The following is a 25,849-nucleotide window of genomic DNA, read 5'->3' on the forward strand; positions in this document are numbered from 1 at the left end:
GAGTCGAACCCCCACGCCTTGCGGCGCCAGATCCTAAGTCTGGTGCGTCTGCCAATTCCGCCACACCCGCAATATGAAATTAAAATGGTGAGCCATGAAGGACTCGAACCTTCGACCCTCTGATTAAAAGTCAGATGCTCTACCGACTGAGCTAATGGCTCATACTTTTATGAGACTTCCTAAAGCCTGATAAGTGCAGTCAGATGCTCCAAAGCTAAACCGCTTTGTCACAGATTGCTATTCGGATGAAGAAATTCACTGATGCTGCAATCTGCTCTACCGACTGAGCTAGTGGCTCATCAAAAATGGCTGGGCTAGCAGGATTCGAACCTGCGAGTGACGGAGTCAAAGTCCGGTGCCTTACCGCTTGGCTATAGCCCAATAACAAATGGCGGTCCCGACGGGAATCGAACCCGCGATCTCCTGCGTGACAGGCAGGCATGTTAACCGCTACACCACGGGACCATCCAGATAAAAACCGTCGGAAACAAAAAAAAGTGACCCGTACGGGATTCGAACCCGTGTTACCGCCGTGAAAGGGCGGTGTCTTAACCGCTTGACCAACGGGCCATTGTTAGAATTTTCTGGCGGAGAAGGAGGGATTTGAACCCTCGCGCCGCTTACGCGACCTACACCCTTAGCAGGGGCGCCTCTTCAGCCACTTGAGTACTTCCCCAAATATGGCTCCGCAGGCAGGATTCGAACCTGCGACCGTTCGGTTAACAGCCGAATGCTCTACCACTGAGCTACTGCGGAATAATAATGAACTTTATCGATAAAACAGTTAACATCTTATCGACTCTTCATATTATATGGACGCAGGCTATAAAAGTCAAGCTTGTTTTTAGAAGAATTTATTAGCCGTTTGTCCTGTTTGTCCTGCGACAATTATTAAATATAAAGCGTATTTAATTTAATGTCAATTCTTTTTTTAATACTAATTTCCCTTTGCATTTACCGCAGACATATTTCTTCGTATCAATAATTCTTTTTCTTTGATAAGTTTGACCGCATTCCTTACACATATAAACAAGAATCTTAGCAGATCTATTTGTTTTTGGACGATCAGGCAAGGCAGAACAAAATCGTGGTGCTCCCACTTTTTTCATAAGCATTCTGAAATCCTGATCACGATGTTTATATCCTTTTCCCTCCAAATGCAAATGATAATGACAGAGTTCGTGCTTAATAATTCCCTCTAATTCTCCGGCCCCAAGCTGCTCATAATACTTTTTGTTTATTTCAACATGATGTGAACTCAGCATATATCTTCCGCCAGTCGATCTGAGGCGTGAATTAAAATAAGCCTGATGGCGAAAGGGCTTGCCGAAGCTTTCTAATGATATCTTTTCAACAAGGGTCTGAAGCTCCTGATCATTCATAGCAATGTTTTTCCTCTCTTATCGTAAACATGACAACCTATTATAGCATACATTATATATACCTTTTATAGCTCTGAACTCGCTTTGCAGTCCGAGTGAGCAATCATCAGATTCCAATACACGGGAGGTAAATCTTATGCCTGTTTGGTTTCAAAATCAAATCCAGCGTGCTTTTTATGAAAAAGACCGCTATCAGATCAAACTGCTGAATCAGTGCTGGTTTTTCTATAGAAAGAAACACTGCTCATAAAATGCGGAGAGCCTGAGATGCTTTGCTGCCTGAAAGTCCTTAGATCAGCAAAACACATTCTTAGCAAACCTCACAAGCATAGGCCAAATCACGCTAGAAATATTGATTTCCGGTGTGATTTGACTTATGACCCGAGGAGTCAAGATTCGAAGCCAGCAAAACAAAACAATATTTTTTAGTTAATCAGAATGTTCAAGCATAGTTAAGGCGACTCTTCCCTTGTGCTTATCAACTGAGTCAACCCAGACTGTTACTACATCCCCAACAGACACGACATCCAGCGGGTGTTTGACAAATTGGCGGCTAAGTTTGGAAATATGAACAAGGCCATCCTGTTTGACCCCGATATCAACAAATGCACCAAAGTCGACAACATTTCTCACTGTCCCTTGAAGCTCCATCCCTTCCTGCAGATCTTCAAGTTTCAGCACTTCTTTCTTTAGCAGCGGCTTTGGCAGCTCATCACGTGGATCCCTTTCCGGTCTCACTAAGGCATCAATAATATCTCTCAGTGTAAGTTCACCAATTTCAAGTTCCTGGGCTGTCTGGCTGATATTTATGCCTTTTAGCGCTTCCCTCAATGATTGTGTTCCAAGGTCACTGGATTTAAAGCCGAGATTAGCAAGCAATTTATTTACTACTGCATACGTTTCCGGGTGTATTCCAGTCCGGTCCAAAGATTCTTTCCCATCAATAATTCGCAGGAAACCTATTGCCTGTTCATAAGTTTTGGCCCCAAGGCGCGGAATCTTTTTCAACTGCTTGCGGTCTGTAAATTTCCCTTCTTCTTCCCGTTTCTTGATTATATTAGCAGCAACTGTTTTTGAAAGGCCAGCTACATGCTGCAGCAGTGAAGATGACGCTGTATTCACATTGACACCCACTTGGTTTACCGCTGTCTCTACAACAAAAGAGAGTGATTCTGACAGCTTTTTCTGGGATACGTCATGCTGATATTGACCAACCCCCACGGACTTGGGATCAATCTTAACCAATTCTGCAAGAGGATCCTGAAGGCGACGGGCAATGGATACGGCACTTCTTTCTTCTACTTGAAAATCAGGAAACTCTTCTCTGGCAAGGTCTGAGGCAGAGTATACGCTCGCTCCTGCTTCATTGACAATTAGGTAGAATATCTCCTCTTTCATGTCCTTTAAAATGTCAGCGATGAACTGCTCGGTTTCCCTTGAGGCGGTTCCATTGCCGATGGCAACCATTTCTACTTTGAAGGTGTTTAGAATATGAACTACTTTCTCTCGTGCTTGTTTCGTTTTGGAAACAGGCGGATGCGGATATATGACACCGATATCAAGTACTTTTCCTGTTTCATCTACAACAGCCAGCTTGCAGCCAGTTCTGTAGGCAGGGTCTACACCAAGTACCATCTTGCCTTTTAATGGGGGCTGAAGCAGCAGTTTTCTGAGGTTTTCAGAAAAAATCATGATTGCCTGTTCTTCTGCTTTTTCAGTTAGTTCATTGCGGATTTCACGTTCAATCGAAGGCATAATCAGACGCTTGTATCCATCTTCAATGGCTTCCTTTACACTAGGTACTGCAGGGGAGCGTTCATCCTTCACCCACTTTTTATTCAAGTACTTTAAAATAAATTCGGTATTTGGCTTAATGTTAATCCTTAAAACCTCTTCTTTTTCACCGCGGTTTAATGCAAGTGTGCGGTGCGGAACAATCTTGCTCACTGGTTCCTCATACTCGTAGTACATTTCAAAAACGCCTTTTTCGTCAATCTCTTTATTCTTCACAGAAGACTCAATGGTCCCTTTTTTGGCTGTTTCCATACGGATCCATTTTCTGCTTTCTGCTTCATCTGACACCCATTCTGCGATAATATCTTTCGCTCCAGCAATTGCCTCTTCCGTTGTAGTTACTTCCTTTTCATCAGATAAGAATTCTTTCGCCTTTGCAGCAGGGGTTTCATTAAGGGGAAAGGTGAGAAGCCATTCAGCAAACGGTTCAAGCCCTTTTTCCTTTGCTGCAGTTGCTTTTGTACGGCGCTTTTGCTTATATGGCCGGTATAAGTCTTCTACCTCCTGCAGCTTCACCGCTTTTTCAATGTTGGATTTTAGCTCTTCTGTCAACTTGCCCTGTTCTTCAATTAAGCGGACTACCTCTTCTTTACGCTGATTGAGATTTTGTATGTATTGCCAGCGCTCCATGATATCCCGGATTTGAACTTCATCCAGGGCGCCTGTCTGTTCCTTTCTGTATCGGGCAATAAACGGGACTGTGTTCCCTTCTTCTAATAAGCTGATTGTGTTTTTTACTTGTTTAATGGCTATTGATAATTCTCCAGCGATTAGGTTTAGTACTTGATTTTGTCTATCCAAAGTTTTTTCCAAGATCATTCCTCCATCATAGAGTCTCACTTTTCATTTTATCAAAAAGAAAAACAAAAAGCTTACCCTGTTCTAGAGTAAGCTTCCAAGTATGAAAGTAGCATCATCTGAGGTAGATGAATACTGCTTTTTTATATCTTCCGAGATAAGATCAATAGGGAGAAATGCTTTCAGCAAAGATTTAACCCCTTGAATATTTAAGCCATCTGAGTATATCAAAAACTTAGATTTCGCTTCATACGTAAACCGCTGGGTATGAAACACCTGCGGCCTTCCTGACAAATATCCAGTTACAGGCAGGGGATAAGTGAGTTTTCCAGTAGATGAATAAAGGAAAAACCGAATATTCCCTACACAGCTGTATACAAATTCCATGGAGGCAAAATGAACTTTAAAAAGCGCTACTGCTGCTCCTCTTTTTTGTAAAAGAACATCGTTGCAAAGCTTCATGAGCGTATCTACATCTTTCTCATGATGCTGCTCTACGACAGAAACAACAGCAGAAGAAGCTTCATATGCGAATTCCCCGCTTCCAAGGCCATCTGCCAGCACACATACAAAGTATTCATCAGTTGCGGTGAAGTAATATCCATCACCGCAAAAAGCTTTGCCATCTTTTGCTGTCTGGTGAGCAATCACTTCGATGTTATCTCTAACCAATTTGGTCATGAAAGGCACTCCGAGTTATTTGTTTCAGAGTGGATCGCTTCCTGAAGCTTTTTGATTGCACGGCGCTGAAGTCTCGAGACATGCATCTGGGAAATCCCCAGTTTATCTCCAGCTTCTTTTTGGCTCATATTCTCAAGATATGTGTATTGTATAATTAATTTCTCTCTCTCAGACAGGACATGCAGGACTTTTTCAAGCACAAGCATTTGATTTACTTTCTCATAGCCCTCGTCTTCATTTCCGACGATATCCAGCAATGTGACTGTTCCGCCATCAGAATCGGCCTCGATTGAATGGTCAACAGAAAGCGCCTGATAGCTTTTTCCCATTTCCATTGCTTCGAGCACTTCTTCTTCTGATACACCCAGCACATCGGCTATTTCGTCCACTCTTGGAGACCTATGAAGTTCGGTTGTGAGCTCTTCAACGGTCGCTTTAATCTTTGGGCCCAATTCCTTTATGCGGCGCGGAACATGAACGCTCCAAGTTTTATCCCTTAAGAAGCGCTTAATTTCGCCGATAATTGTAGGAACAGCAAAGGCCTCAAACGTTTTGCCGAAAGACTCATCATAACGGCGGATAGCCCCTAATAAGCCTATAATGCCTACCTGGACAATATCCTCATGATAAGATCTTCCTTTTGAGTACTTGCGTGCAATGGCTTCAACTAAATTCTGATATTGAAGGACCAGGGCATTTTGAGCTTCTTCATCCTGGTGAAGCTGGTAGGCTTTTATTAAAGCATTTGTTTCTTCCTTGGATTTTTGGTTAGGTTGAGATTGTTTTTGCATCCCTCTCCACCTGCTCTCCCTCTAGGTATTTGGTCATGAAGACCGTAACACCCTCTTTGTGATGAATTCTTACTTCATCCATCAATGTTTCAATCAGGTATAGACCCAAGCCTCCTTCACGCAGGAATTCCACAGAATCAGTCTGGTCGTATGGCCCAATGCCTTGTCTTGCAGATTGGAAGTCAAAACTTTTCCCGCTGTCTGCGACCATTACCTCAAGACGGTCAGTGTATAAACCGAACCCGATGACTACTTCTCCTTGCTCATTCTGTTTGTATGCGTGTTGGACTGCATTGGTGCAAGCTTCACTTGTAGCGATTTTAAGATCTTCAATTTCTTCATATGCAAATCCCATTCTGCTGGCAATCCCTGACAGCGTCAGGCGGATTACCCCAACAAATTCCGGCTTGGCCGGAATTTTCACCTCTATATAATCAAATGGCTCGTTCATTGTACTCCACCTTCAATCCCGCTGTTAATATCAATAATATCGGCCAGGCCCGTAATTTCGAAAAGTCTCTTTAAACGGTCCGACAAGCCAACAATCTGGAATTTGCCGTTATTGGCACGGACATTTTTAAATACACCAACAAATACACCTAAGCCGGTACTATCCATATAAGAGACTTCAGATAGGTTGACCACCATTTCTACGCCCTCTTTTTCTGTTAAAGGAAACAGCTCTTCACGGAGTTTAGGAGCTGTATACGCATCAATTTCTCCGCTTACCATTGCTTCAATCAGCATATCATTTTCTTTTACATCTATTGTAATATTCATAACTGACCCACCTCTTTACATGTCAACTGCTTTTTACTAGTTACCCGCTTTTAAAACCCATTAAACATTTCTTTTTAAAATAATTAAGGTAAAATCGTCCCGCAATTGAAAATGCTGAAGTTTTTCAAGTTCTTTATATACGCTATTAACAATTTCCTGTGCACTTAAATGAATGTATTTTTTGATTAATTCCAGCAATGATTCCTTTTCTATAAACCCTTCTTCTGTACGGCATTCAGTAACCCCGTCTGACATTAATATAATCATATCTCCGGGATTTACTCCTTTTTCGTACTGGCGGTATTTAGTTTTTTTATCAATGCCGAGAAGGAGGCCTTTCGCTGCCAGTTCGGTAAATTCACCCGTCTCAGCAGCAAAGAAAAGTCCTGGTTCGTGTCCGGCAGAACCATAAGAGAACATATGGCTGTTCGTATCATATATTCCATAAAACATAGTAATGAACATCGTTAAATCTACGTTCTGTTCTACGACCCGATTAAGATTTTCCAGAACCGTTTTAGGGTCATTGCGGTTTTCAGGCAAACTGTCCATGGCATATTTAATCATGGACATACACAAGGCCGCCGGCAGCCCTTTACCTATTACATCAGCAATGGCTATGCTGATTGTGCTGTTTTCATCCTGAACAAAATGGAAATAATCACCGTTCATATGTTTGGCAGGAACACTTATGGCGCCAATATCCAAACCTTCAACAGAAGGAACCTGCGTCCCCAGCAGGGTTTGCTGGACGTTCGCAGCTATCTCCATTTCTGTCCTGAGTTCCTGCTGAATATGCTTTAAGTTCTGATGTTCCCGATAGGCAAACCCATAACCTATCATGACTTCCAAAAGGATATCAAAAGAATGGTGAACATACTCAGGCAAGTCCGGATAAAGTTCACCCATCAGGCTTTTATGAACGCTGATAATCTCTTCAGGAGAGATTTTGTGCTCGATCGACTTCCTGCTGAACTTCTGGCCCTGATACAAAGCCTGTTCAGATTGTTCCTTAATATAATTCTCAAGAATATCCCGATACTTTGATTCCATCATTTCTCGGAAATCCATACCGCTTCCCCCTAACGAAGCCACTTAGTTGCTCTTATATCTGTTCCGGTTCCAGGATTGGAGTCAATTAAGAACTCATCCATTAACCGCTTCACACCCGGCAGACCGGCTCCTAATCCCCCTGATGTCGAGAATCCGTCTTCCATTACTTGGCGTAAATCATTGATTCCAGGGCCGCTGTCTACCGCAACTATACGCAATCCCGCTTTTCCGCCGTCGTATATTTTTTCAATACAGACTTGCCCCTGTCCGGCGTATAAATATATATTCCTGGCAAGTTCACTAATGGCTGTAGTGATTCTAGCCTGGTCAACTGTACCAAAACCAAGCTCTTTAGCAACATTCCGCCCAAGCTGGCGGGCTGCAACGATGTCCCATTCGTTTATGATTTTAACGCAGGATTGGTTTTCCATACAGTTACTCCCCCAATTCCTGTTGTAATTTCTCCAAACCTTTTTCTAGATCTAATGCAGTAAGGACATCATCTAACCCAATACCTAACTCAATAAGCGTAATTGCTACGGCAGGCTGTATCCCGGTTATGACTACTTTTGCACCCATCAGTTTGGACATATTTATTACGTCGCCGAGAACTTTTGCGATGAATGAATCAATAAAGTCAATGGATGTTAAATCAATCACGACTCCATTTGCGCTGGTCTCATGGATTTTATGGAGCAGATCCTCCTGAAACTGCAGAGCAGTCTGGTCATCCAATTCCCACTGGATGGAGACTAATAAGCAATCGTTCAGTTTTAAAATTGGGATTCTCACTCTCATTCCACTCCCTCCACATTCACAATTTTGCGGCTCGTTAACTCAAGTGCCGCTTCTACACCCTTTTTCAAGGTATTCTTTGTAGTAAACTGATTTAAATCAATTCCCAAGTTTACGATGGTCTGGGCAATTTCCGGACGGATGCCTACAAGCATGCATTTCGCTCCGACAAGTCTTACAGCATCAGCTGCCTGTATGATATGATGGGCTACCATCGTATCAACAACCGGCACACCTGTTATATCAATAAGCACCACTTCGGAACGGTGTTTTACTACTCCATTTAAAAGGTTCTCCATAATCTGCTTCGCCCGCTCCGTATCAATTGTACCGACAAGAGGCATGACTGTAATTCCTTCGAATACAGGAATCAGCGGCGCAGATAGTTCCTGAAGCGCAATTTTTTGGAGGGACACAGTTCTTTCCCAAGTGGTTGAATACATATTTACCACTTCATTGACCATGGGAGTCATCCAGCTGTCAAACTCGTAAATGACTTTCATTTGGTTTTCCTGAGTGACAATCCCCGTTTTCTGCATGTCCTCAAACACAATCTTTCCGAAGGTTTGGAGACCTTTTGTCACAAAACTGAGCGGCCAGCCCAACCGTACGATTTTCTCAGAGAAATCACTCAATTTTGAAGTGAATTCCTCATTTGAACTTTTTATATTTGAAATAATCAGGTCAATGAATTCCCGGCTTGTCCCGATAAATACCTGATCAGATACTACCTTCGTAACTCTTTCATCCGCATTTTCCTTTGTGGCCTCAAGCCACTCATTGAATATGGAATCTTTGTTATTTTGTATATAATTCAATATTGTGGAATTCATTTGTTCCTCCTATTTTAGCATATATCTATTATTAGCCTTCCAATTCCCCTTTATTGTACAGAAGATAAAAAAATCTTTCTGTCCCGTATATCAATTAAATGATAACAGTGAATGCCAGTCAAATGATACCTATATGCTGCCGAATGAATAAACTCCAACCTTTGGTTAATTCGACAATTTTTAATTAAATCCCTTTTTTCCCTTCACAACTCAGCAGATTTCCATCGAATATTGAAGTGTATGCTCTATATGAAACGGGTATATTTACAAAACCAGTCAATTTTATATAATAAATGACTTTCTTTTTTACCCTCTTTATAAAAAACTAAACCTTTTTGCTGTATAAAAAATAAAAAACGCCCTTCAAAAGAGCGTTTGTTAAAATTCGATGAGGCCTAAGCTAATTTGCACGGCTTCATCCACTTTTTCCATCATTTCGTCATCGAGATGGGTTATTTTATCGGTTAAGCGTTGTTTATCAATTGTACGAATCTGTTCTAATAAGATGACCGAATCCCTTTCAAAACCATAACGCTTCGCATCAATTTCAACGTGAGTAGGCAGCTTCGCTTTTTGAATCTGAGCTGTGATTGCTGCAACAATTACTGTGGGACTAAACCGATTCCCGATGTCGTTTTGGATGACAAGCACTGGACGGACGCCGCCTTGTTCTGAACCAACAACTGGGGATAGGTCTGCAAAATAAACGTCACCACGTTTGACAATCAAAGGATTATCCTCCGCTTACTAGACGTTCAACTGTGTGTTCTGCCTCGTATTCCGCTTGAAATGCTTCAGATGCAATCGTCAAATTTATTTTCGCCATCTCCATGTAGCCTCGTCTCATGGACTCGCGAATTTGTCTCTTTTTGCGTTCGCGCAAATACATTTTGGTTGCCTGATAAATGAATTCACTCCGGTTAACGTTTTCCTGTTTTGCAAATCCGTCTAACTCGGTTAAAAGATGCTGCGGTAATTTCACCATTATCTCTGTTGTTGTGCTGGAATCAGACACAAACATACACCTCCACCATCACTACACACCATTTTTATATCTACCATTTTCAATATTACCATTAATAAAGCCCAATGCAAAGGGGATTCTTTAATTCTTCTGTATTATCGTCCAAAAAAATAGTATTTTATGCATGATTTCAGAAAAGCGGAAGCGCCTTGCTCACCCCCGACAAGAACAAGACGAGCCTCACGGAAAGGCGTTCTTTGCCTTTTTGGGAGGAATGTCCGAAATGTGGAGGCGACTGCTCAGGGACGACAAGCATAAGACGAGCCCTGCAAGAAGGTGTTCTTTCCTTCTGGAAGGGATTGGCTTATGTCTCGAGTACCTAGGAGCCGAAACAAGACAAGCTTGTGACCTCGAGGGGGTAGGCGCTGAAGCTAGACAGTTAACTAACTTCAGAATTTATCATTTTTATCTTTTCAGAAAGCCGCCGCGCTTATCCCATCCCTTTTTCCGGACGATAGCTCAGCTGCTCAGCAAATAAAGTTTTCGATTATAGCAGATAATTAATTCCCCCGATAATTTTACCATCTCTTTTATATATGCGCGGAACCCGGGAAGATACCATGCAGGTTACTTCATAGTTGATGGTTTCAAGTTTTTCGGCGATTTCGTCAACCGGAATCTTTTCTTTCCCCTGCTCGCCGATCAGGGTTACTTTTGTACCGACAGGCATTTCATGTGGAAGCTTAATCATGCATTGATCCATACAAACTCTTCCAACAATTGGAACCCTCAATCCTTCAGCAAGAACCTCCTGCCCCTGAAGTTTTCGTATCCAGCCATCCGCATAGCCAATCGGCAAAGTTGCAATCCATTCATCTTCCTGTGCCTCATAAGTCGCACCATAGCTGACTTTCTCGCCTTTATGAAGCTTTTTCACATGAACAATAGAGGTATGGAGAGAAAAAGCTTCTTTCAGCTGGAAAGGAAGGTCAGACTTAATTTCCATGGAAGGAGCCAGGCCGTACATACTTATCCCCATTCTGACAGCATTGAAGTGGGCTTTGGGAAATCTAAGGCCCGCCGCGCTGTTGCTGGTATGGATGTACTTCGGCAAAATCTCCAGCCAGCTGGTCATTTCCTCAAATCTGCTCAGCTGCTTTTCAAAATAAGCATTCTCCAATGAATCCGCTGTGGCGAAATGCGTAAACACCCCCTCAAGCAGAAAACGCTTGTCCTTTTTGATAACGCTCTCAATTCCCGCAAGTTCATCACGGCTTCGAATACCCAGGCGGCCCATGCCTGTATCAAACTTTAAATGAATATTCAGGACTTCTCCATCTTCCACATATTCGTATGCTTGTGATAGCCATTCCTTTTGAAAAACGGTCAGGGCTATATTTTTTGCCGCTGCTTCGCCTGCATGCTCCGGGCGGCTCGCTCCCATTACTAAAATCGGAGCTGAAATCTTTTTATTCCTCAATGCCATCGCCTCATCGAGTGTGGCAACAGCCAGAGAGGATGCGCCCGCTTCCAGGGCCGCTTCCGCCACTGCAGCATCTCCATGACCGTACCCATTTGCCTTCACAACCGCAATGACGTTTGTCCCTTCTTCTGCATGTTTTTTCATTGACTCTACATTATATGAAATATGATCCAGATTTATCTCTGCCCAAGTGTCCCGGTACATTTTTGTTTGTTCATACATCGATGTCTTCACGTCCTTTAGCCATTGCTTCTCTACATGTCGATTATCAAACTCGGGCAGAGGGTTTGTCAAATGGTTATTTCTTTATCGCAATGTTTGATGCTTTTCCTCTTCTTTAACCTAATGAGTTAACTGGAACAAAGGGAACTTAGACATCAATAATGGTACTTCGCTCTTTGTTCGGTACTAAGTTAAATCAGTCCGAAGCCTCGCTTATTCGGACTGTTGATAGCGAAAACCGAGATAGTCTGCCCGAACCTGGGGCTTATTCGGACTGATGTTGGTGAAAACCGAGATAGTCTGTCCGAATTTGGGGCTTATTCGGACTGTTGATAGCGAAAACCGAGATAGTCTGTCCGAATTTGGGGCTTATTCGGACTGTTGATAGCGAAAGCCGAGATAGTTTGTCCGAATTTGGGGCTTATTCGGACTGATGTTGGTGAAAACCGAGACAGTCTGTCCGAACCTAGGGCTCATTCGGACTGATGTTGGTGAAAACCGAGACAGTCTGTCCGAACCTGGGGCTTATTCGGACTGATGTTGGTGAAAACCGAGACAGTCTGTCCGAATCTGGGGCTTATTCGGACTGTTGATAGCGAAAACCGAGATAGTTTGTTCGAATCTGGGGCTCATTCGGACTGATGAATGTGAAAACTGCGAAAGTGTGTCAGAACCTGGGACTTATTTGGACTGATGCTGCTGAAATTTATGAATCGTGAATCCTAATCTGGCTTTCATTCGAACAAAAGGTGATTCAAGCTGCAGATTCTACTTCAGGCAAGATTATTTTATCCAGCATAAAAAAACAGGCCCCTATGAGACCTGCTTTTTGCCAGTGATTTATTTCACCATGTCTCCCTGTACAGAGCGGGCAATTTCGGACATTTCTTCAGGTGACAAATCATTGGATGCAATCATATAATCCACACCCTGGTAGGTCCAGGAAATGGTGTTGTCAGAAAGTGCACCAATGGTAAAACCAAGGTCAACAGGCTCGCCTTTAACTGAAGTAACGACAGATGATGCCGGCATGACAGCGGCCTTTTCCTGCACAAGAGTGAAGGATTTTTCTCCATCGTACGTCAATACAACACGCTTGCTATCTTCTGTTTGCACTTCCTGTTCATCAACCAGTTTTACATCAGCCATTTCCATCTGTGGGTATTTAACTGCGAATTCCTGATCCTTCACCTCTGCCATCACCGGCACTTCGAGCTGGGCGCCTGTCATGTTCTTCTGCATGTCAAAATCCTTCTTATCGAAGCTTGCATTAAACTTTACATTTGAAAATTCTACTGTTACAAGTGCATTTTTATCAGGATCCATAACCTTCACACTGACTGGGGATAAATCGGACTTCTTAAGCTTGATTTCCTGGACAGGAAGCATCTGATTATTTTGATAGCGTGTTTTTGTTTCAAACACATAATGATCTTTGGTAGCGGAGAACTTAGCTTCTTTATCCTCCATAATGTCCTTGACTAATGATTCATATAAATAAGCCTGGCTGCTGTTCTGCGGCCAATCGCTCTGGAAGCGGAAGCTCTTGTTCAGCGCAGGAGTGAGGACAAATACACCGTCATCGTTTCGCAGAATCATTTGGCTTTGTTCCTTTTGGGCGTTTTTCAGGTTTACCCGGTAAAAGTCAGGCTCCTTATGCCATACTTCTATTTCGTAAGTTTGCGGGTCAGTCCCCATCTGCAGAGTCATTTTGGCCTCTGCCTTGTATCCTTTAATGTCTTCGAGCTTATTGTTAAGATCCTTTACGACATCTTCCTGTGATTTAGTTCCACAGGCAGACAATGCAAGAACTACCAAAAACCCGGCAAGCAGCATGAACCACTTTTTCTTCATTCCTTCAGCCCCTTTGTCTCATTTCAGTGAGATCGGCCAAACTTCCGGCCTGTCTCTCCTATCGCATTATGAATATATGAGACAACCTTAGGGAATATGCTAGGAGGAATGACAAGCTTTTGAAATTCTTGAGCATACCAAATGTCAAGTTTTTTCTATAACCACCTGAGCTACCGCATATTCTCTGCTATGGGAAATCGATAAGTGTATCCCATCTTTAAATGGCTTCGAAATATAAGGTTTTCCCTTTTCATCCTTTTCAATTTCAATATCCTGAAAGGAAAGTTCTACCCCAATTCCAGTGCCCCATGCCTTTGAAAAAGCTTCTTTTGCCGCGAACCTCCCAGCAAGATATTCAGCCCTTCTCTTTTCCGGCAAGCATCGATAGACAGCCTGCTCTTTTGGTGTCAAAATCCGTTCAGGAAACCGCTCCTGCCTGGCGATAATTTTTCGTATGCGCTCGAGATCTGCAATATCAATCCCAATACCGGAAATCATCTCTCATCTTCCTTCTATTTATATTATTCGCTGCATAAAGAATACAGTAGAAGCACTATTATGTACACATTATCCAATGAATAAGTGTTATGGCATGCTGAAAAAACGCTTTTCAGGCTATGATGTAGATACACGGTCCAACAATTCAAGCACGGAGGAGAGCCATGTTTACAAGAACGGAAAGCTTTAAGGAATTTATCCGCTACTACCCTGTTGTTTCTGCTATCATTTGTATCCATATTATCATCTATTTATTAACAGTCGTTCCCCTATTCCCAAATACACTTATTTTCGAAAAGCTTGCAGGAGTCAATTTATATATTGTTCAAGGTGAATACTGGCGGCTGCTGAGCCCGATCATACTGCACAGCGGTTTCCCCCATGTTTTATTCAACAGCTTTTCTCTCGTTCTCTTTGGCCCTGTACTGGAACGGCTGCTCGGAAAAACCAGATTCATCCTGCTTTACATCACAGCTGGTGCAGCAGCAAATATTGCAACACTGCTTCTTGAACCATTGACATATATTCATGTGGGCGCCAGTGGTGCGATCTTTGGCCTGTTCGGATACTTTGCGGCAATCATCGTATTCCGAAAAGAACTTTTATCCAGGGAAAACTCACAAATCATTCTGACCATCACGATAATCGGGGTAATCATGACCTTTCTGCAGCCAAACATTAATGTTACAGCCCATTTATTTGGCCTGCTTGCAGGTTTCCTGATTGGTGCGGCATCACTTGCAAAAGGACGTACATCTTCTTCATCTGGCATAATACGGCCCGGAGGTCTTTCCGGCATCAAACCTTCATTAAAAGGGGTGCCCGCATCAAGGCTTGTTCTCTGGGGAATCATTATTATTTTGGCTGTCCTGGGGTTTTTAGCTAGATAATTCAAAAAAGGAAAAGCGCTCATGGGCGCTTTTCCTTTTTCAAATAACTTCTGTTTAATCCAGTATAAGAATACCACTTATAAATAGCATACACTTCTTTCCGGTCAAGATCAGAGACCGTTCCGCCTGTCCCCCCAATCCCTGACATGGCCACAGCTTCTATGGTAGCCAGACTGCGCTTTTTCTGAAAATAACTTTCGCTCATGGTGAGGGACTGTATTCGATTTCTTTTCATAAAGACAGTCGTCCTGACAATCCCTCGATATCTGAGAACAAGCTGCTGAGAGCTGATATCCCAGCCTGCATCCCTGTATTTGAGATACGACCATCCCAATGAAAGGATCATCAGCACCAAAGAAAAGTATCCCCATGGCCTGAAAAAGAGGAGCGGCACAGCCACAAAAGGCAGTACCCACAGAAACCCTCTCCATAAATAGCGGTTAAGCGCCCTTTTCGGAGCTTTAAAGAATCCGGGCTGCAGTTCGTAGTGGGACAAGCAGGGCTTTAGCAGCCCGGCAATCCGTGTTTTTTTCACAATCGGCAGGATCATAAGGCGGGCGCTTTCATTGTCCTCAATGGAACCTCCTGCACTTTCAATATAGACAGTCGCCAGGCCAAGTGGCTGCCTAAGCAGATTTTCCCTGAATTGAATAGCCTGAATGCGATTCAGCGGAATCGTCATCTGCCTCTTTTCAAGCAGGCCTCTTGTGACAATCAATTCCTTCTCAGTCTTTATTAATGTAAAATCGGCATATTTCAGCATACTGCCAATAAGAGCGATCAGCCATGCAATAAAAAAGACGATGAAGACCAGGATACTCACAAATATAATTCCGTTGGCAATAAATCCTTCGAACCCGGCAAACACCTTTTCATACGGAATGATTTCTTCAAATTGAAAAACAAAAGCAAAGACAGCTGAAATAACGACACCTGCCCCGCCTGAAGTTGATGCCAGAAGGAGCAGCTCGCCAGGAGAAATTTTATAAATCACTTCCCGGTTCTGCAATGCTGTTTCCATTTCGGAAGGATTATTTTTAGCGGCTGAAAATGCCTGCTGAATGAACGCTGCATCTTTTTTAGAAATAGCCGTTAATACCGCTTCTGCCTCACCAGCCCCGCTTGAACCGGCTGTCTCCACTTTCATCTTCACAAGGCCAAATGGCCTTTGCAGCAAACCTTCCGATAAGTCGAGACTTTGAATTCTTTCAAGTGGAATATATCTCTTCTTCCTTATCAGAACACCATACTCGATTCGAAGCTCGCCTTCCTCCAGTCTATAGGTATATCTCCACCAGGTAAGGATCCCTATCATAAAAACCGCGATTATGACCCCTAAAGACAGGACAAGCTGAACAATCTCCCCATTTCCTCCTCTGCTTCCAAAGACGACAAAAACAAGAAAGGGCACCAGCATTTCCTTTAGATGTTTAAGGAAATTGGCTACCGCTGATATTGGGTGCAGCCGTTTCGGATTAGACATCATCATCTGCAGCCCTTGCCAGCAAGGAAATGAAAAAGCGCAATTCCTCCGCTTCGTCCACATCCAATGCCGGTATCTCGTGAACAGTTGCAGCTGTAGAGATGGTGACAGTAGCAAGACGAAATTTACGCAATATCGGCCCTTGCTTGGTATCCACATGCTGCACCCGAATCATGGGAACAAGGGTCCTTTTAATCACAAATATCCCATGTTTAAGCTCTATTTCATTTTCCCGGACCTCATACCTCCATCTTTTCCACCTTAAAGAGGGGAAAGTCATAATGACCAGGTAGGCATAAGCGGAATAAAACATTAAGGAAGCTCCAATAACCCAAATAGGCCAATTAAACAGGAAAGCAGCAGCAATAGCGCCCCCTGATAACACAAAAGGAAAAACCGAGTGGATTGTGCCGGAGATTCTCCATGCAAGCAGCCCCCTTGCCGGTATCCTTTTATGCGGCTCTGTAATCATGCAGTACCCCCCGCAATTCCATAAAATTAATAGTCTTTCAAAAACGCCCAGAGTCAGTTCTCGCTCAAAACCTCTTCATTACATGGCGTTTTGAATCAGCACTTTCACTTCTTTAAGTATACATGACAGAAAAAAGAAGTGTCTCCCTTTTATGAAAAAAGTGGGGTGCATCTTATATTTCAAAGCTGGATGAGTCAATAAAAGTAAGATTAGGGTTCATTCTCAAATCTTCAGCAAGCTTAAATAGGGCACTGTCCTTCATTTTCGCTTCGATCATACAATGGATTTCAGGCACTGAACCCTTAATATTTTGAAGAAACTCCATGAACATATCAGCATTAATATAATCGGCGTGAGCTCTGAAATCTTTGTCTGATTTCGGACTGGAAATATGCATTTTCACAGGCAGTTCTGAATGGTCCCATGTCGCTGCTACCCTTCCCCATTGCCCCATCCAGTTATCATTCTCAAAATTGGCAAGGTGATGGTGGTAATCAAATACAAGCGGAATCCCAAGTTTTTCACAAAGGTAAAGCGTATCATCAAGAGTAAAGGTGGTATCGTCATTCTCAAGGATAATCATTTGCTGGATTCCTGAAGGTGTATAGCCCCAATTATGGATAAATTGTTCAAGAGCCTTCTCTTTATCATCATAGCCTCCGCCCACATGCAGAACACAGCGGTGAGCTGAATTCAGCCTCATGCCTTTCAGCAGGGCTTCATGCATTGCCAGTGTTTTAATGGACATATTCAATGTATCAACTTTCGGCGTATTAAGGAGCACAAAATGGTCCGGATGAAAATCCACCCGCATGGGGTGTTCATCCAGAAAGTCACCTATTTTGGATAGAGCTTCTTTAAGAGGGTGCATATACTTCCAATCAGAGAGTTCCTCATGATTGGCAAGAGGAATCAGCCGGGAACTAAAGCGGAAAAAATGGATATCATGGGCTGCATTGTGCTTTAGCAGCCTCAGGCAGTTCTCAAGATTTGATACAGCAATCCGCTCCAGTCTTGCTATAGCCGCCTCGCGGTCTTTAATGGCCGAGAATTGCTTGAACGTCATCATTTGCGATGGTGACGCGTTTTTCAGATTCATGCTCATCGCGACATACCCAAGGCGTACAATCGTCATGTCGATTCCTCCCGTACAGCATTTCCCTTAGTATGTACGGCTGCCGCTGAGAAATTGCACATGGATGGCCCTTCATGCAGAGCTAAATAAAAAAGAGAGCAGAATCTCTGCTCTCCAAATTTATTAACGATAGCTGCTGCTATTTGAACGGTTATTGTGGCTTTGACGTTTTCCAGTGTGGCCTTGACGGGATTTATATGATCCTTTCTGGCCTCCTTGTCTGCCTTTTCCGTTATAGCCTCCGCGGCTGCGGTCATTCGGCTTTCTGTCTCGCTTAGAAGGAAGCGGCTTTTCCTCTGTTAATTTAACAGGAGTTGTATCCGGTTCTTTTGTCAGCATCTTCAGTACGGCCTGAACCACTGTTGAAGCATCCTTTTGTGCCAGAAGCTCATCTGCTGCTTCTTTATAGCTCTCAAGATTGTTTTCCTCAATGGTTTGCATGATTTTTTCCATGACTGCTTTTTGCTGGCCTTCAAGGGCCTCATCCAGTGTTGGAGCATCCATGCGTTCCATTTTTCTCTTGGTTGTACGTTCTACGACATGGAGATACGATTTTTCGCGCGGATTGATGAATGTCATCGCAACACCTGTTTTTCCAGCACGTCCTGTACGGCCGATGCGGTGAACATAGCTTTCAGGATCCTGAGGAATATCAAAATTGTATACATGTGTGACGCCGGAAATATCCAAGCCTCGCGCAGCAACATCTGTTGCAACAAGGACGTCAATGCTTCCCTCCTTGAACTTGCGAAGAACAGAAATCCTCTTAGCCTGGCTTAAGTCACCATGGATTCCTTCAGCCATATATCCGCGAAGATTCAAGGCTTCAGCCAGTTCATCGACACGGCGCTTTGTACGTCCGAATACGATTGCCAATTCCGGTGATTGAATATCCAGAAGTCTTGTCAGCACATCAAATTTATTCTTTTCATGCACTTCAATATAGTATTGTTCAATAGATGATACAGTCATTTCCTTCGCTTTTACACGGACAATTTGAGGGTCCTTCATGAAACGTTCTGCCATTCTGCGGATTGGCGCAGGCATTGTAGCAGAGAAAAGCAGCGTTTGGCGCTCATCCGGAATTTGTGCAAGGATTGCTTCAATATCATCAATGAATCCCATGTTAAGCATTTCATCCGCTTCGTCAAGGATAGCTGTATGGACATGGTCAAGACGCATTGTTTTGCGGTTTATGTGGTCCAAAATACGTCCTGGCGTTCCAACGATGATATGCGGTTTGTTCTTCAAGGCACGGATTTGGCGATTAATATCCTGACCTCCATAAATGGATAGGACTTTCGTTCTTTTGCCATAGCCGATTTTATACAGTTCTTCCGATACCTGAATTGCCAGCTCGCGAGTCGGAGCAATCACAATTCCCTGAATGAAATCCTTCGTGTTGTCGATTTTATCAATCATCGGGATTCCGAATGCAGCAGTTTTTCCTGTTCCTGTCTGCGCCTGCCCGATCAGGTCTTTATTCTCTAAACTTAACGGAATGGTCTGGGCCTGAATAGGAGTCGCTTCTTCAAATCCCATTCGCTTCAGTGATTTCATTGTCGCCGGGCTGATGCCCAAGTCTTGAAACTTTGTCAATGTATTCATTCTCCTTCTAATCATAGAAAAATTTTGTCCCTGCAAACCTGCAGGCAGGAAATTCTCCTGAAAATTGGCCTATGAGTCACTCTTCCGGACGATTATAAGAAAAGTTAGGGCACCCCGTAAGGAGCCTTTTAACCGGCAGTATCCGGTCTCTAGATGCTGTAACTTCTTATTTTTATAAAAAGTGCGGTTATGTTTCGTTAAGAAGAGTCCCACTCACTATGAAACCCGCTTGAGGAAAGGATGAGGGTAAATTCTATCCAAATTGTTCACGGACAATCAGGTCTCTAAAGATGAGTTTTTCAAAGAGAAAGCACTCATATATTTATGGCCATACTGAAGTATGACGTTCTCAGCAATACCTCTGTATTTAATGAAAAAAGACATTCTCCTGCTGGAGTATGTCCGGGTTCTCAAAAGAAGTTCCTGTTGGCACTTTGGTGTTTATATTACCATTTCCAAGTAAGCATTGCAAACTTGAAGGCTGGCTGAAAACCTTATCATTCCGGCTTTTTTTGAAGGAAACCAAGGATTTCCTGAAAGAGGCGTTCCCCTTCCCCGCAATGGCAGATAAGATGTTTCGAGTCCTTTATAAAAATTAATTTTTTGGCTGATGAACTAATATTATTGTATAAATATTTGGCACTTCTTGGTGGCACAACTCCATCACTTTCACCTTGCGCAATCAATGTCGGCACAGTGATCTGATTTAAGATAGGTTTGATAGAGGCCACAAGCCTGCGGAATTGAAGAGTTGCCGTAATCGGTGTCGCACTTATTTTCCGCTTATATCTGACGAACAGCTCATTGTCGGCCAGGTTTCCCTTGAAGGCATCCCTTGCCATCTCTTTAATATCGAAGAAAAGCTGTTTTGGATTTACATAATAAGCAGCAGCACTAAGCAGGACCAGCTTATCCACAGGGTAATGCACTGTTAAGTAGCTGGCGATCAGGCCGCCCATCGAAAAGCCGACTACATACACTTTTTCACAGCGGCTTATCAGCCTTTTCAGCTCTTCCTCAGCATGCTCAATCCATTTGTTATAGGCAATTCCCTTTAGCTTCAGTTCATCGCCATGACCCGGCAATGTCGGCACGGAAATCTCCCAGTCTGTATGTTCTTTCAAATATTCTGCTAAAGGTTCTACTTCAAATGGAGCTCCTGTAAAACCATGTATGCACATGCAGCCAATCATTCTCGAGTCACCGCCATTCTTTATAATATATGTCAATTTCTATTTTACACTTTTTCCTTTTTGCCATACTAATCAAACCTGTTGGAAGATAAAAATTATAACGAAGGAACTATATAAAAATAATTTAAACCCCTGTTTCACGTGGAACAGGGGTTTATTTCCTATAATAACAGATATATACAAAAACAGAATTAACAAAGTATGAGAATGATATGTTATTTCCAGCTGTTTCAGTCTTATCATTCTATCTGTTAAAGTGTTGTTATTATTCTTTTCTTAGCAATTATTGAAGGGCTGAGACAACTTCTTCAAGTTTCATGCCCCGGGATGCCTTAACCAGTATAATCGTTTCCGGATCCACATGTTTCTTCAGCTCTTCGATCAGCGGCTGTTTGTCAGTAAAGGCGGCCACCCGTTCGTGAGGCAGTACCTCCTTCGCTCCCTTGGCGATATATTCGCCAAGCTTGCCGTAAGTAAATACATAATCAACCTTTTCAGGATCCACAGATTTACCTGTGGAATAATGGAAATCCTCCTCCTGCGGACCAAGCTCCAGCATATCGCCGAGAACAAGAATTTTCTTTTTATATCCTGGCAGGTTGGCGATCAGTTCAATCGCCGCATTCATAGATGTTGGACTCGCATTATAAGCATCGTTGATGATTTTTTCTCCACTTTGACCCTCGAGAAGTTCCATCCTCATGTTCGTCAGCTTTAAGCTTGCGAAGCCTTCGTTCATCTTTTCGTACGGAACGCCGAAATGGGATGCTGCTATCATGGCTGCCAGGGCATTGAGAACATTATGGGTACCTAACACAGGCAGATAAAACTTCCCGCTGGACACATTGATACCAAACGTGCTGCCGCTGTCATTCTGCTCAATATCCATCGGGTATACATCATTTTTCCCGGTTCTTCCAAAAGTTCTTAAAGCTGCAGAACCGCTGTAGGATTTCAGTTTTTCATCCAGGAGAGGCTCGTCTCCGTAATAAATAACCAGACCATTTTCCTGGAGCCCATTTACAATCTCCAGCTTTGCTTCTGCAATCCCTTCTCTGGAACCTAAATCCTGCAGGTGTGATTCGCCTATATTCGTAATAATCACAGCGTCCGGACGGGCAAGCTTCGTAAGAAAATCGATTTCCCCCCTGCCGCTCATTCCCATTTCCAGCACAGCGATTTCCGTATCTTCCTCAAGAGCCAGAATGGTTAAAGGCAAACCGATGTGATTGTTGTAGTTACCTTCCGTTTTTTGAACCTTATATTGCAGGGAAAGGAGGTTTGCGGTCATATCCTTGGTTGTTGTTTTACCATTGCTTCCTGTAATCCCTGCCACTTTTACCTTTAATTCATCACGATAGCTTCTTGCCAATTCCTGAAGAGCCGTTAGTGTATCTTCGACGATCAGGATTGGAAGATGAAGCGGGGGATTAGGAACGTCCTTTTGCCAAAAAGCCGCGGCTGCCCCTTTTTCGATAGCATCTTCTACAAATCGATAGCCATCCGAATTTTCCCCTTTGAATGGAACGAACAAATTGCCGTGATTGATTTTTCTGGAGTCAATGCTAACGCCTTGTATGGATGTATCATTAAAAGATGATACATCATTATCTACTTTAATCATCTGTGTAATTTCCTGAAGTGTTTTCTTAATCATATGGCGCCTCCTATTCGGCAATATCATAATTTCATAGTATATCTAATATTGCCAGTTATGTATGAACAAAAGGAACACGACAAAGATGCCGTGTTTCCTTCAACAATTATGCCATTTTACATTGTGTGTTTGATGCTTTGTTTCTCAGCATGGCGTTCGATGGCGAGATCGACAAGCTTTTCGATCAGCTGAGGATATTCCACTCCCGTATGCTTCCATAGAAGCGGGAACATGCTGAAAGGTGTAAAGCCTGGCATTGTATTAACCTCATTAATGTATAGCTTACCCTCTCTTGTTAAAAAGAAATCAGCTCTGACCAGACCTGAGCAGTCAAGGGCTTTAAATGCTTTAATGGCCATGTCCCTCAGTTCACTGTACTCATTTTCTGAGATTTCAGCAGGAATGATTAATGCTGTGTCCCCATCTTCATATTTGGCTTTATAGTCATAGAATTCAACTTTCGGGACAATCTCACCGGCAACAGAACATTCCGGATAATCATTGCCCAATACGCCAGCTTCAATTTCTCTGGCTGTAACGCCTTCTTCAATGATAATTTTACGGTCAAATTGGAAAGCTTCTTTGAATGCTCCCTCAAGCTCTGAACGGTTCATGCACTTGCTGATTCCTACACTTGAACCCAGGTTGGCCGGTTTTACAAAACACGGATATCCGAGTTCCTTTTCCACTTGATCGTAGGCTGCTTCCGTCTCATTTTCCCACTCGCTGCGGATAAACCAGACATACTTCACCTGTGGCAGGCCTGCCTGTGCAAAGATATTCTTCATGATGACCTTATCCATCCCTGCAGATGAAGCCAATACTCCATTCCCCACATATGGCAGGTTAAGCAGCTCAAGCAAACCTTGAACAGTGCCGTCTTCCCCGTTTGGACCATGAAGCAGCGGGAAGATTACATCAAATGGACCTTTATTCTGTGCATCCTGGAAAAGAGTCGGTGCCAAAGCAGTTGGAGGAAGTGCTTCCCCCTGGGAAAATTCCAGCTCCTTCACACTGGAAACAGGTCCTTGCAATTGAGGGCCCTTTACCCATTGACCTTCTTCAGATATATAAATAGGATGAATTTCAAATTTCTCTAAATCCAATGCTTTAATCACAGCCATTGCAGTCTGCATCGATACTTTATGCTCTGCAGATTTTCCGCCGTATAAAAGGCCAACCTTCGTTTTCATAAAAGAACCTCCAATATTCAATCATGGACTTACCGGCTTCTCATGCCGCTTTATTCCGTTATTTTACTTAACTGATTTTTATGCTCTTTCAAGCTACTCTTTATTGTAACACTTTCACATTTAAGAAAGGGAGTGATTACATGTTCAATTCCACAGGAATTTTTTTCTCCGCATACGCCCATATTCCTATATGTATGAAATGGCCCTGAAAAAGGAAACTTTTCTTATCTAATCCAGTAAAATAATTTCCTTTTCTGGCATTAATTTAAACTCACTTTCTACAATTTGTTATCTTGAAAAAACGTCTAACCGCCTGCGATAGAGCAATTAAAGAGAAAAACCCTTAATCCCTGGTAAATAATCGGACTTATTTTATTATTATAACAAAAGTTTTATCTATTAACTTTTAACGTAAAACAGGATATAATCCTCCTAACAAAAACAACTGTATTTTTTAGGAGGACACAAAAATGAAGTTCGGTTTGCTTCCCAGAATTATTGCAGCCATAGCATTGGGTATTTTATTAGGTTCTTTTTCCCCTGAATGGCTTATTCAGCTATTTGCTACTTTTAATGGACTGTTCGGAAACTTTCTTGGTTTTGCGATTCCATTAATTATTATCGGATTTATCGCGCCAGGTATCGGGAGCATGGGAAAAGGCGCAGGGAAACTGCTGGGGATTACAACTGGCTTTGCCTATGCTTCTACGATCACTGCTGGTTTAGTTGCCTATTTTTCTGCGACGGTGTTATACCCTGTTCTTTTAAAAAACCAAAGCTTCAAAGAGTTTGAGAATCCTGAGGATGCTTTGCTTTCACCCTTTTTCCAGGTGGACATGCCTCCTGTAATGGGGGTCATGACGGCACTGCTGATTTCATTCACGCTAGGCCTTGGATTGGCTGCGATCAAGGGAAATACTCTGCAAAATGCTATGAATGATTTCCGTGATATTATTGAAAAACTGATTGAAAAGGTCATCATTCCATTGCTTCCTGTCCATATTTTTGGGATTTTTGCCAATATGACGCAGGGCGGACAGGTTGGCGCCATTATTTCTGTATTTGCCAAAGTATTTGTCATGATTATTGCTCTTCACCTTTTATTTTTACTGCTTCAATATTCAGCGGCCGGTACCCTTATGAAAGCCAATCCGCTTAGACTCATGAAAAATATGATGCCTGCCTACTTTACGGCACTTGGAACCCAATCATCCGCATCCACCATTCCTGTTACGCTTAAACAGGTTAAAAAGCTTGGTGCACGTGAAAAAGTCGCGGATTTCTCTGTTCCATTACTGGCAACGATTCATCTCTCCGGAAGTACGATCACCATTGTGAGCTGTGCGATCGCCGTGATGATGCTGCAGGGTCAAACAGCATCATTTGCAGAAATCCTGCCTTTTATTTTAATGCTTGGCATCACGATGATTGCAGCTCCCGGCGTCCCTGGAGGAGCTGTCATGGCCGCATTGGGTCTGCTTGAAAGCATGCTAGGATTCAACGAAACCATGCTTGCGCTTATGATTGCCCTATACCTTGCCCAGGACAGCTTTGGAACTGCGTGCAATGTAACCGGCGACGGTGCGCTGACACTATTATCAGATAAGGCAAGCGGCAAAGATAAGAAACTTCAGCCTCAATCTGCTGTGAAAGCTGGCTAATTGAAAAAAGATGTCCCTGTGGGGGCATCTTTTTTTTGTGCGGTTTTTATAAATTTTGCTGCACTAGCCGGCATATCGGTTACTTAGTTTAATTTATCGGTCAGTTTTAAATTTTATCGGTCACTTGGCGCGACATCAGCTTTACATTACCAGGAAAGTGAAAAGTGTATATCTGGACTTTACTTAACAATCAAAACAGGCGCTTTCACACGTTTGGCTATTTTATGGCTAACACTTCCGAGCACCATTTCCTGAAGTGTATTCAGACCCCGGCTTCCTACTACAGCAACATCAAAATCCATCTTGTTGGCGAACTCAACAATGGCTGGTCCAGGCTCTCCCTGCAGGATTTTTATTTCATATGAAATGCCCTTTTCTTTTAATAAGTTTTCTATTGGCTCTAAACGTTTTTTCCTCACCTGGTCCACTATACTCTTATCAAAATGGTGAAGGATATCTTCTTTTGAGGTCTGGCCATCAACAGCATACACTACGGTTATTTCAGAATCAGGATTCTGTTCAGCCAGTTGAATGGCTTTAGCGGCTGCACGAATGGAATGATCGGATCCATCTGCAGCAATCAGTATCTTTTTAAACACAGCCTCACCCCTAACTTATTCTTATAAAGA

Annotated in this window: 26 protein-coding genes and 7 tRNA genes (1 of these 33 only partly in view); 3 read left to right on the forward strand and 30 right to left on the reverse strand. The window is 42.9% G+C overall.

Features of this window, described 5'->3' with window-relative positions; translation table 11 throughout:
- The 8 genes from QUF73_16260 to QUF73_16295 all read right to left on the reverse strand — a co-directional run.
- Window positions 1-70 (reverse strand) — tRNA-Leu (locus QUF73_16260) (it extends 15 nt beyond the left edge of the window).
- 15 nt (window positions 71-85) lie between these two features.
- Window positions 86-161 (reverse strand) — tRNA-Lys (locus QUF73_16265).
- A gap of 145 nt (window positions 162-306) precedes the next feature.
- Window positions 307-381, reverse strand: a tRNA-Gln gene (locus QUF73_16270).
- An 8-nt stretch (window positions 382-389) separates the two neighbouring features.
- Window positions 390-465, reverse strand: a tRNA-Asp gene (locus QUF73_16275).
- 33 nt (window positions 466-498) lie between these two features.
- Window positions 499-570, reverse strand: a tRNA-Glu gene (locus tag QUF73_16280).
- A gap of 15 nt (window positions 571-585) precedes the next feature.
- A tRNA-Ser gene (locus tag QUF73_16285) sits at window positions 586-676 on the reverse strand.
- A gap of 5 nt (window positions 677-681) precedes the next feature.
- Window positions 682-756 (reverse strand) — tRNA-Asn (locus tag QUF73_16290).
- A gap of 152 nt (window positions 757-908) precedes the next feature.
- The gene (locus QUF73_16295) at window positions 909-1,382 is read right to left on the reverse strand and encodes a SprT family protein (GenBank protein ID MDM5227722.1); all 474 of its coding nucleotides are present in this window, start codon (window positions 1,380-1,382) and stop codon (window positions 909-911) included.
- Window positions 1,383-1,518: 136 nt separating this feature from the next.
- Here QUF73_16295 and cmpA point away from each other — a divergent pair, with 136 nt between their 5' ends.
- Entirely contained in the window at window positions 1,519-1,632 is a 114-nt protein-coding gene (gene cmpA / locus QUF73_16300; GenBank protein MDM5227723.1) for a cortex morphogenetic protein CmpA, read from the forward strand.
- 179 nt (window positions 1,633-1,811) lie between these two features.
- Here the strand turns inward: cmpA and QUF73_16305 are convergent, their stop codons facing one another.
- From QUF73_16305 to acpS, 14 genes are all read right to left on the reverse strand, one after another.
- Entirely contained in the window at window positions 1,812-3,989 is a 2,178-nt protein-coding gene (locus QUF73_16305; GenBank protein MDM5227724.1) for a Tex family protein, read from the reverse strand.
- A 69-nt stretch (window positions 3,990-4,058) separates the two neighbouring features.
- On the reverse strand, window positions 4,059-4,655 hold the full coding sequence (locus tag QUF73_16310) for a PP2C family serine/threonine-protein phosphatase (protein ID MDM5227725.1): 597 nt from the start codon (window positions 4,653-4,655) through the stop codon (window positions 4,059-4,061).
- Window positions 4,652-5,446, reverse strand: a complete 795-nt coding sequence (gene sigB / locus QUF73_16315) for an RNA polymerase sigma factor SigB (GenBank protein ID MDM5227726.1) — start codon at window positions 5,444-5,446, stop codon at window positions 4,652-4,654. Before sigB ends, QUF73_16310 begins: the two co-directional genes overlap by 4 nt.
- On the reverse strand, window positions 5,424-5,897 hold the full coding sequence (gene rsbW / locus QUF73_16320; protein MDM5227727.1) for an anti-sigma B factor RsbW: 474 nt from the start codon (window positions 5,895-5,897) through the stop codon (window positions 5,424-5,426). Before rsbW ends, sigB begins: the two co-directional genes overlap by 23 nt.
- Window positions 5,894-6,226, reverse strand: coding sequence for an anti-sigma factor antagonist (locus tag QUF73_16325; protein MDM5227728.1), 333 nt, complete (start codon window positions 6,224-6,226; stop codon window positions 5,894-5,896). Before QUF73_16325 ends, rsbW begins: the two co-directional genes overlap by 4 nt.
- 60 nt (window positions 6,227-6,286) lie before the next feature.
- On the reverse strand, window positions 6,287-7,297 hold the full coding sequence (locus QUF73_16330; protein MDM5227729.1) for a PP2C family protein-serine/threonine phosphatase: 1,011 nt from the start codon (window positions 7,295-7,297) through the stop codon (window positions 6,287-6,289).
- Window positions 7,298-7,308: 11 nt separating this feature from the next.
- Window positions 7,309-7,710 (reverse strand): anti-sigma regulatory factor, encoded by a 402-nt coding sequence (locus QUF73_16335; protein MDM5227730.1) that lies wholly within the window; start codon window positions 7,708-7,710, stop codon window positions 7,309-7,311.
- 4 nt (window positions 7,711-7,714) lie between these two features.
- Window positions 7,715-8,077, reverse strand: coding sequence for an STAS domain-containing protein (locus tag QUF73_16340; GenBank protein ID MDM5227731.1), 363 nt, complete (start codon window positions 8,075-8,077; stop codon window positions 7,715-7,717).
- The gene (locus tag QUF73_16345; protein MDM5227732.1) at window positions 8,074-8,907 is read right to left on the reverse strand and encodes an RsbT co-antagonist protein RsbRA; all 834 of its coding nucleotides are present in this window, start codon (window positions 8,905-8,907) and stop codon (window positions 8,074-8,076) included. The genes QUF73_16340 and QUF73_16345 overlap by 4 nt, the downstream gene beginning before the upstream one ends.
- Before the next feature lie 378 nt (window positions 8,908-9,285).
- On the reverse strand, window positions 9,286-9,636 hold the full coding sequence (gene ndoA, locus QUF73_16350; protein ID MDM5227733.1) for a type II toxin-antitoxin system endoribonuclease NdoA: 351 nt from the start codon (window positions 9,634-9,636) through the stop codon (window positions 9,286-9,288).
- Window positions 9,637-9,640: 4 nt separating this feature from the next.
- On the reverse strand, window positions 9,641-9,922 hold the full coding sequence (locus QUF73_16355; GenBank protein MDM5227734.1) for a CopG family ribbon-helix-helix protein: 282 nt from the start codon (window positions 9,920-9,922) through the stop codon (window positions 9,641-9,643).
- A 496-nt stretch (window positions 9,923-10,418) separates the two neighbouring features.
- A complete protein-coding gene (alr, locus tag QUF73_16360; protein ID MDM5227735.1) occupies window positions 10,419-11,576 on the reverse strand; it encodes an alanine racemase in 1,158 nt (385 codons plus the stop codon).
- 840 nt (window positions 11,577-12,416) lie between these two features.
- The gene (locus QUF73_16365) at window positions 12,417-13,430 is read right to left on the reverse strand and encodes an outer membrane lipoprotein carrier protein LolA (protein ID MDM5227736.1); all 1,014 of its coding nucleotides are present in this window, start codon (window positions 13,428-13,430) and stop codon (window positions 12,417-12,419) included.
- A gap of 144 nt (window positions 13,431-13,574) precedes the next feature.
- The gene (gene acpS, locus QUF73_16370) at window positions 13,575-13,928 is read right to left on the reverse strand and encodes a holo-ACP synthase (protein ID MDM5227737.1); all 354 of its coding nucleotides are present in this window, start codon (window positions 13,926-13,928) and stop codon (window positions 13,575-13,577) included.
- A 164-nt stretch (window positions 13,929-14,092) separates the two neighbouring features.
- Between acpS and QUF73_16375 the strand changes: the two genes are divergently transcribed.
- Window positions 14,093-14,818 (forward strand): rhomboid family intramembrane serine protease, encoded by a 726-nt coding sequence (locus QUF73_16375; protein ID MDM5227738.1) that lies wholly within the window; start codon window positions 14,093-14,095, stop codon window positions 14,816-14,818.
- 19 nt (window positions 14,819-14,837) lie between these two features.
- On the opposite strand, the gene QUF73_16380 is transcribed toward QUF73_16375, so the two are convergent.
- From QUF73_16380 to QUF73_16410, 7 genes are all read right to left on the reverse strand, one after another.
- Complete coding sequence (locus tag QUF73_16380; protein MDM5227739.1) at window positions 14,838-16,301, reverse strand: PH domain-containing protein; 1,464 nt, start codon at window positions 16,299-16,301, stop codon at window positions 14,838-14,840.
- Window positions 16,294-16,773 carry a PH domain-containing protein gene (locus QUF73_16385; protein ID MDM5227740.1) on the reverse strand — a complete coding sequence of 160 codons (480 nt, stop codon included), beginning with the start codon at window positions 16,771-16,773 and terminating at the stop codon, window positions 16,294-16,296. The genes QUF73_16380 and QUF73_16385 overlap by 8 nt, the downstream gene beginning before the upstream one ends.
- Window positions 16,774-16,945: 172 nt before the next feature.
- A complete protein-coding gene (gene uvsE / locus QUF73_16390; GenBank protein MDM5227741.1) occupies window positions 16,946-17,908 on the reverse strand; it encodes a UV DNA damage repair endonuclease UvsE in 963 nt (320 codons plus the stop codon).
- Between the two features lie 123 nt (window positions 17,909-18,031).
- Window positions 18,032-19,507 (reverse strand): DEAD/DEAH box helicase, encoded by a 1,476-nt coding sequence (locus tag QUF73_16395; protein MDM5227742.1) that lies wholly within the window; start codon window positions 19,505-19,507, stop codon window positions 18,032-18,034.
- 506 nt (window positions 19,508-20,013) lie between these two features.
- The gene (locus QUF73_16400) at window positions 20,014-20,709 is read right to left on the reverse strand and encodes an alpha/beta fold hydrolase (GenBank protein MDM5227743.1); all 696 of its coding nucleotides are present in this window, start codon (window positions 20,707-20,709) and stop codon (window positions 20,014-20,016) included.
- 283 nt (window positions 20,710-20,992) lie between these two features.
- A complete protein-coding gene (gene murF, locus QUF73_16405) occupies window positions 20,993-22,366 on the reverse strand; it encodes a UDP-N-acetylmuramoyl-tripeptide--D-alanyl-D-alanine ligase (protein ID MDM5227744.1) in 1,374 nt (457 codons plus the stop codon).
- Between the two features lie 116 nt (window positions 22,367-22,482).
- Window positions 22,483-23,559 (reverse strand): D-alanine--D-alanine ligase, encoded by a 1,077-nt coding sequence (locus QUF73_16410; protein MDM5227745.1) that lies wholly within the window; start codon window positions 23,557-23,559, stop codon window positions 22,483-22,485.
- 470 nt (window positions 23,560-24,029) lie between these two features.
- Here QUF73_16410 and QUF73_16415 point away from each other — a divergent pair, with 470 nt between their 5' ends.
- The gene (locus QUF73_16415) at window positions 24,030-25,220 is read left to right on the forward strand and encodes a dicarboxylate/amino acid:cation symporter (protein ID MDM5227746.1); all 1,191 of its coding nucleotides are present in this window, start codon (window positions 24,030-24,032) and stop codon (window positions 25,218-25,220) included.
- A gap of 179 nt (window positions 25,221-25,399) precedes the next feature.
- Here QUF73_16415 and QUF73_16420 read toward each other — a convergent pair whose 3' ends face one another.
- Window positions 25,400-25,819, reverse strand: a complete 420-nt coding sequence (locus QUF73_16420; GenBank protein MDM5227747.1) for a universal stress protein — start codon at window positions 25,817-25,819, stop codon at window positions 25,400-25,402.
- Between the last annotated feature and the right edge of the window lie 30 nt (window positions 25,820-25,849).

This window comes from Cytobacillus sp. NJ13, assembly GCA_030348385.1.
Taxonomy (GTDB): Bacteria; Bacillota; Bacilli; order Bacillales; family Cytobacillaceae; genus Cytobacillus.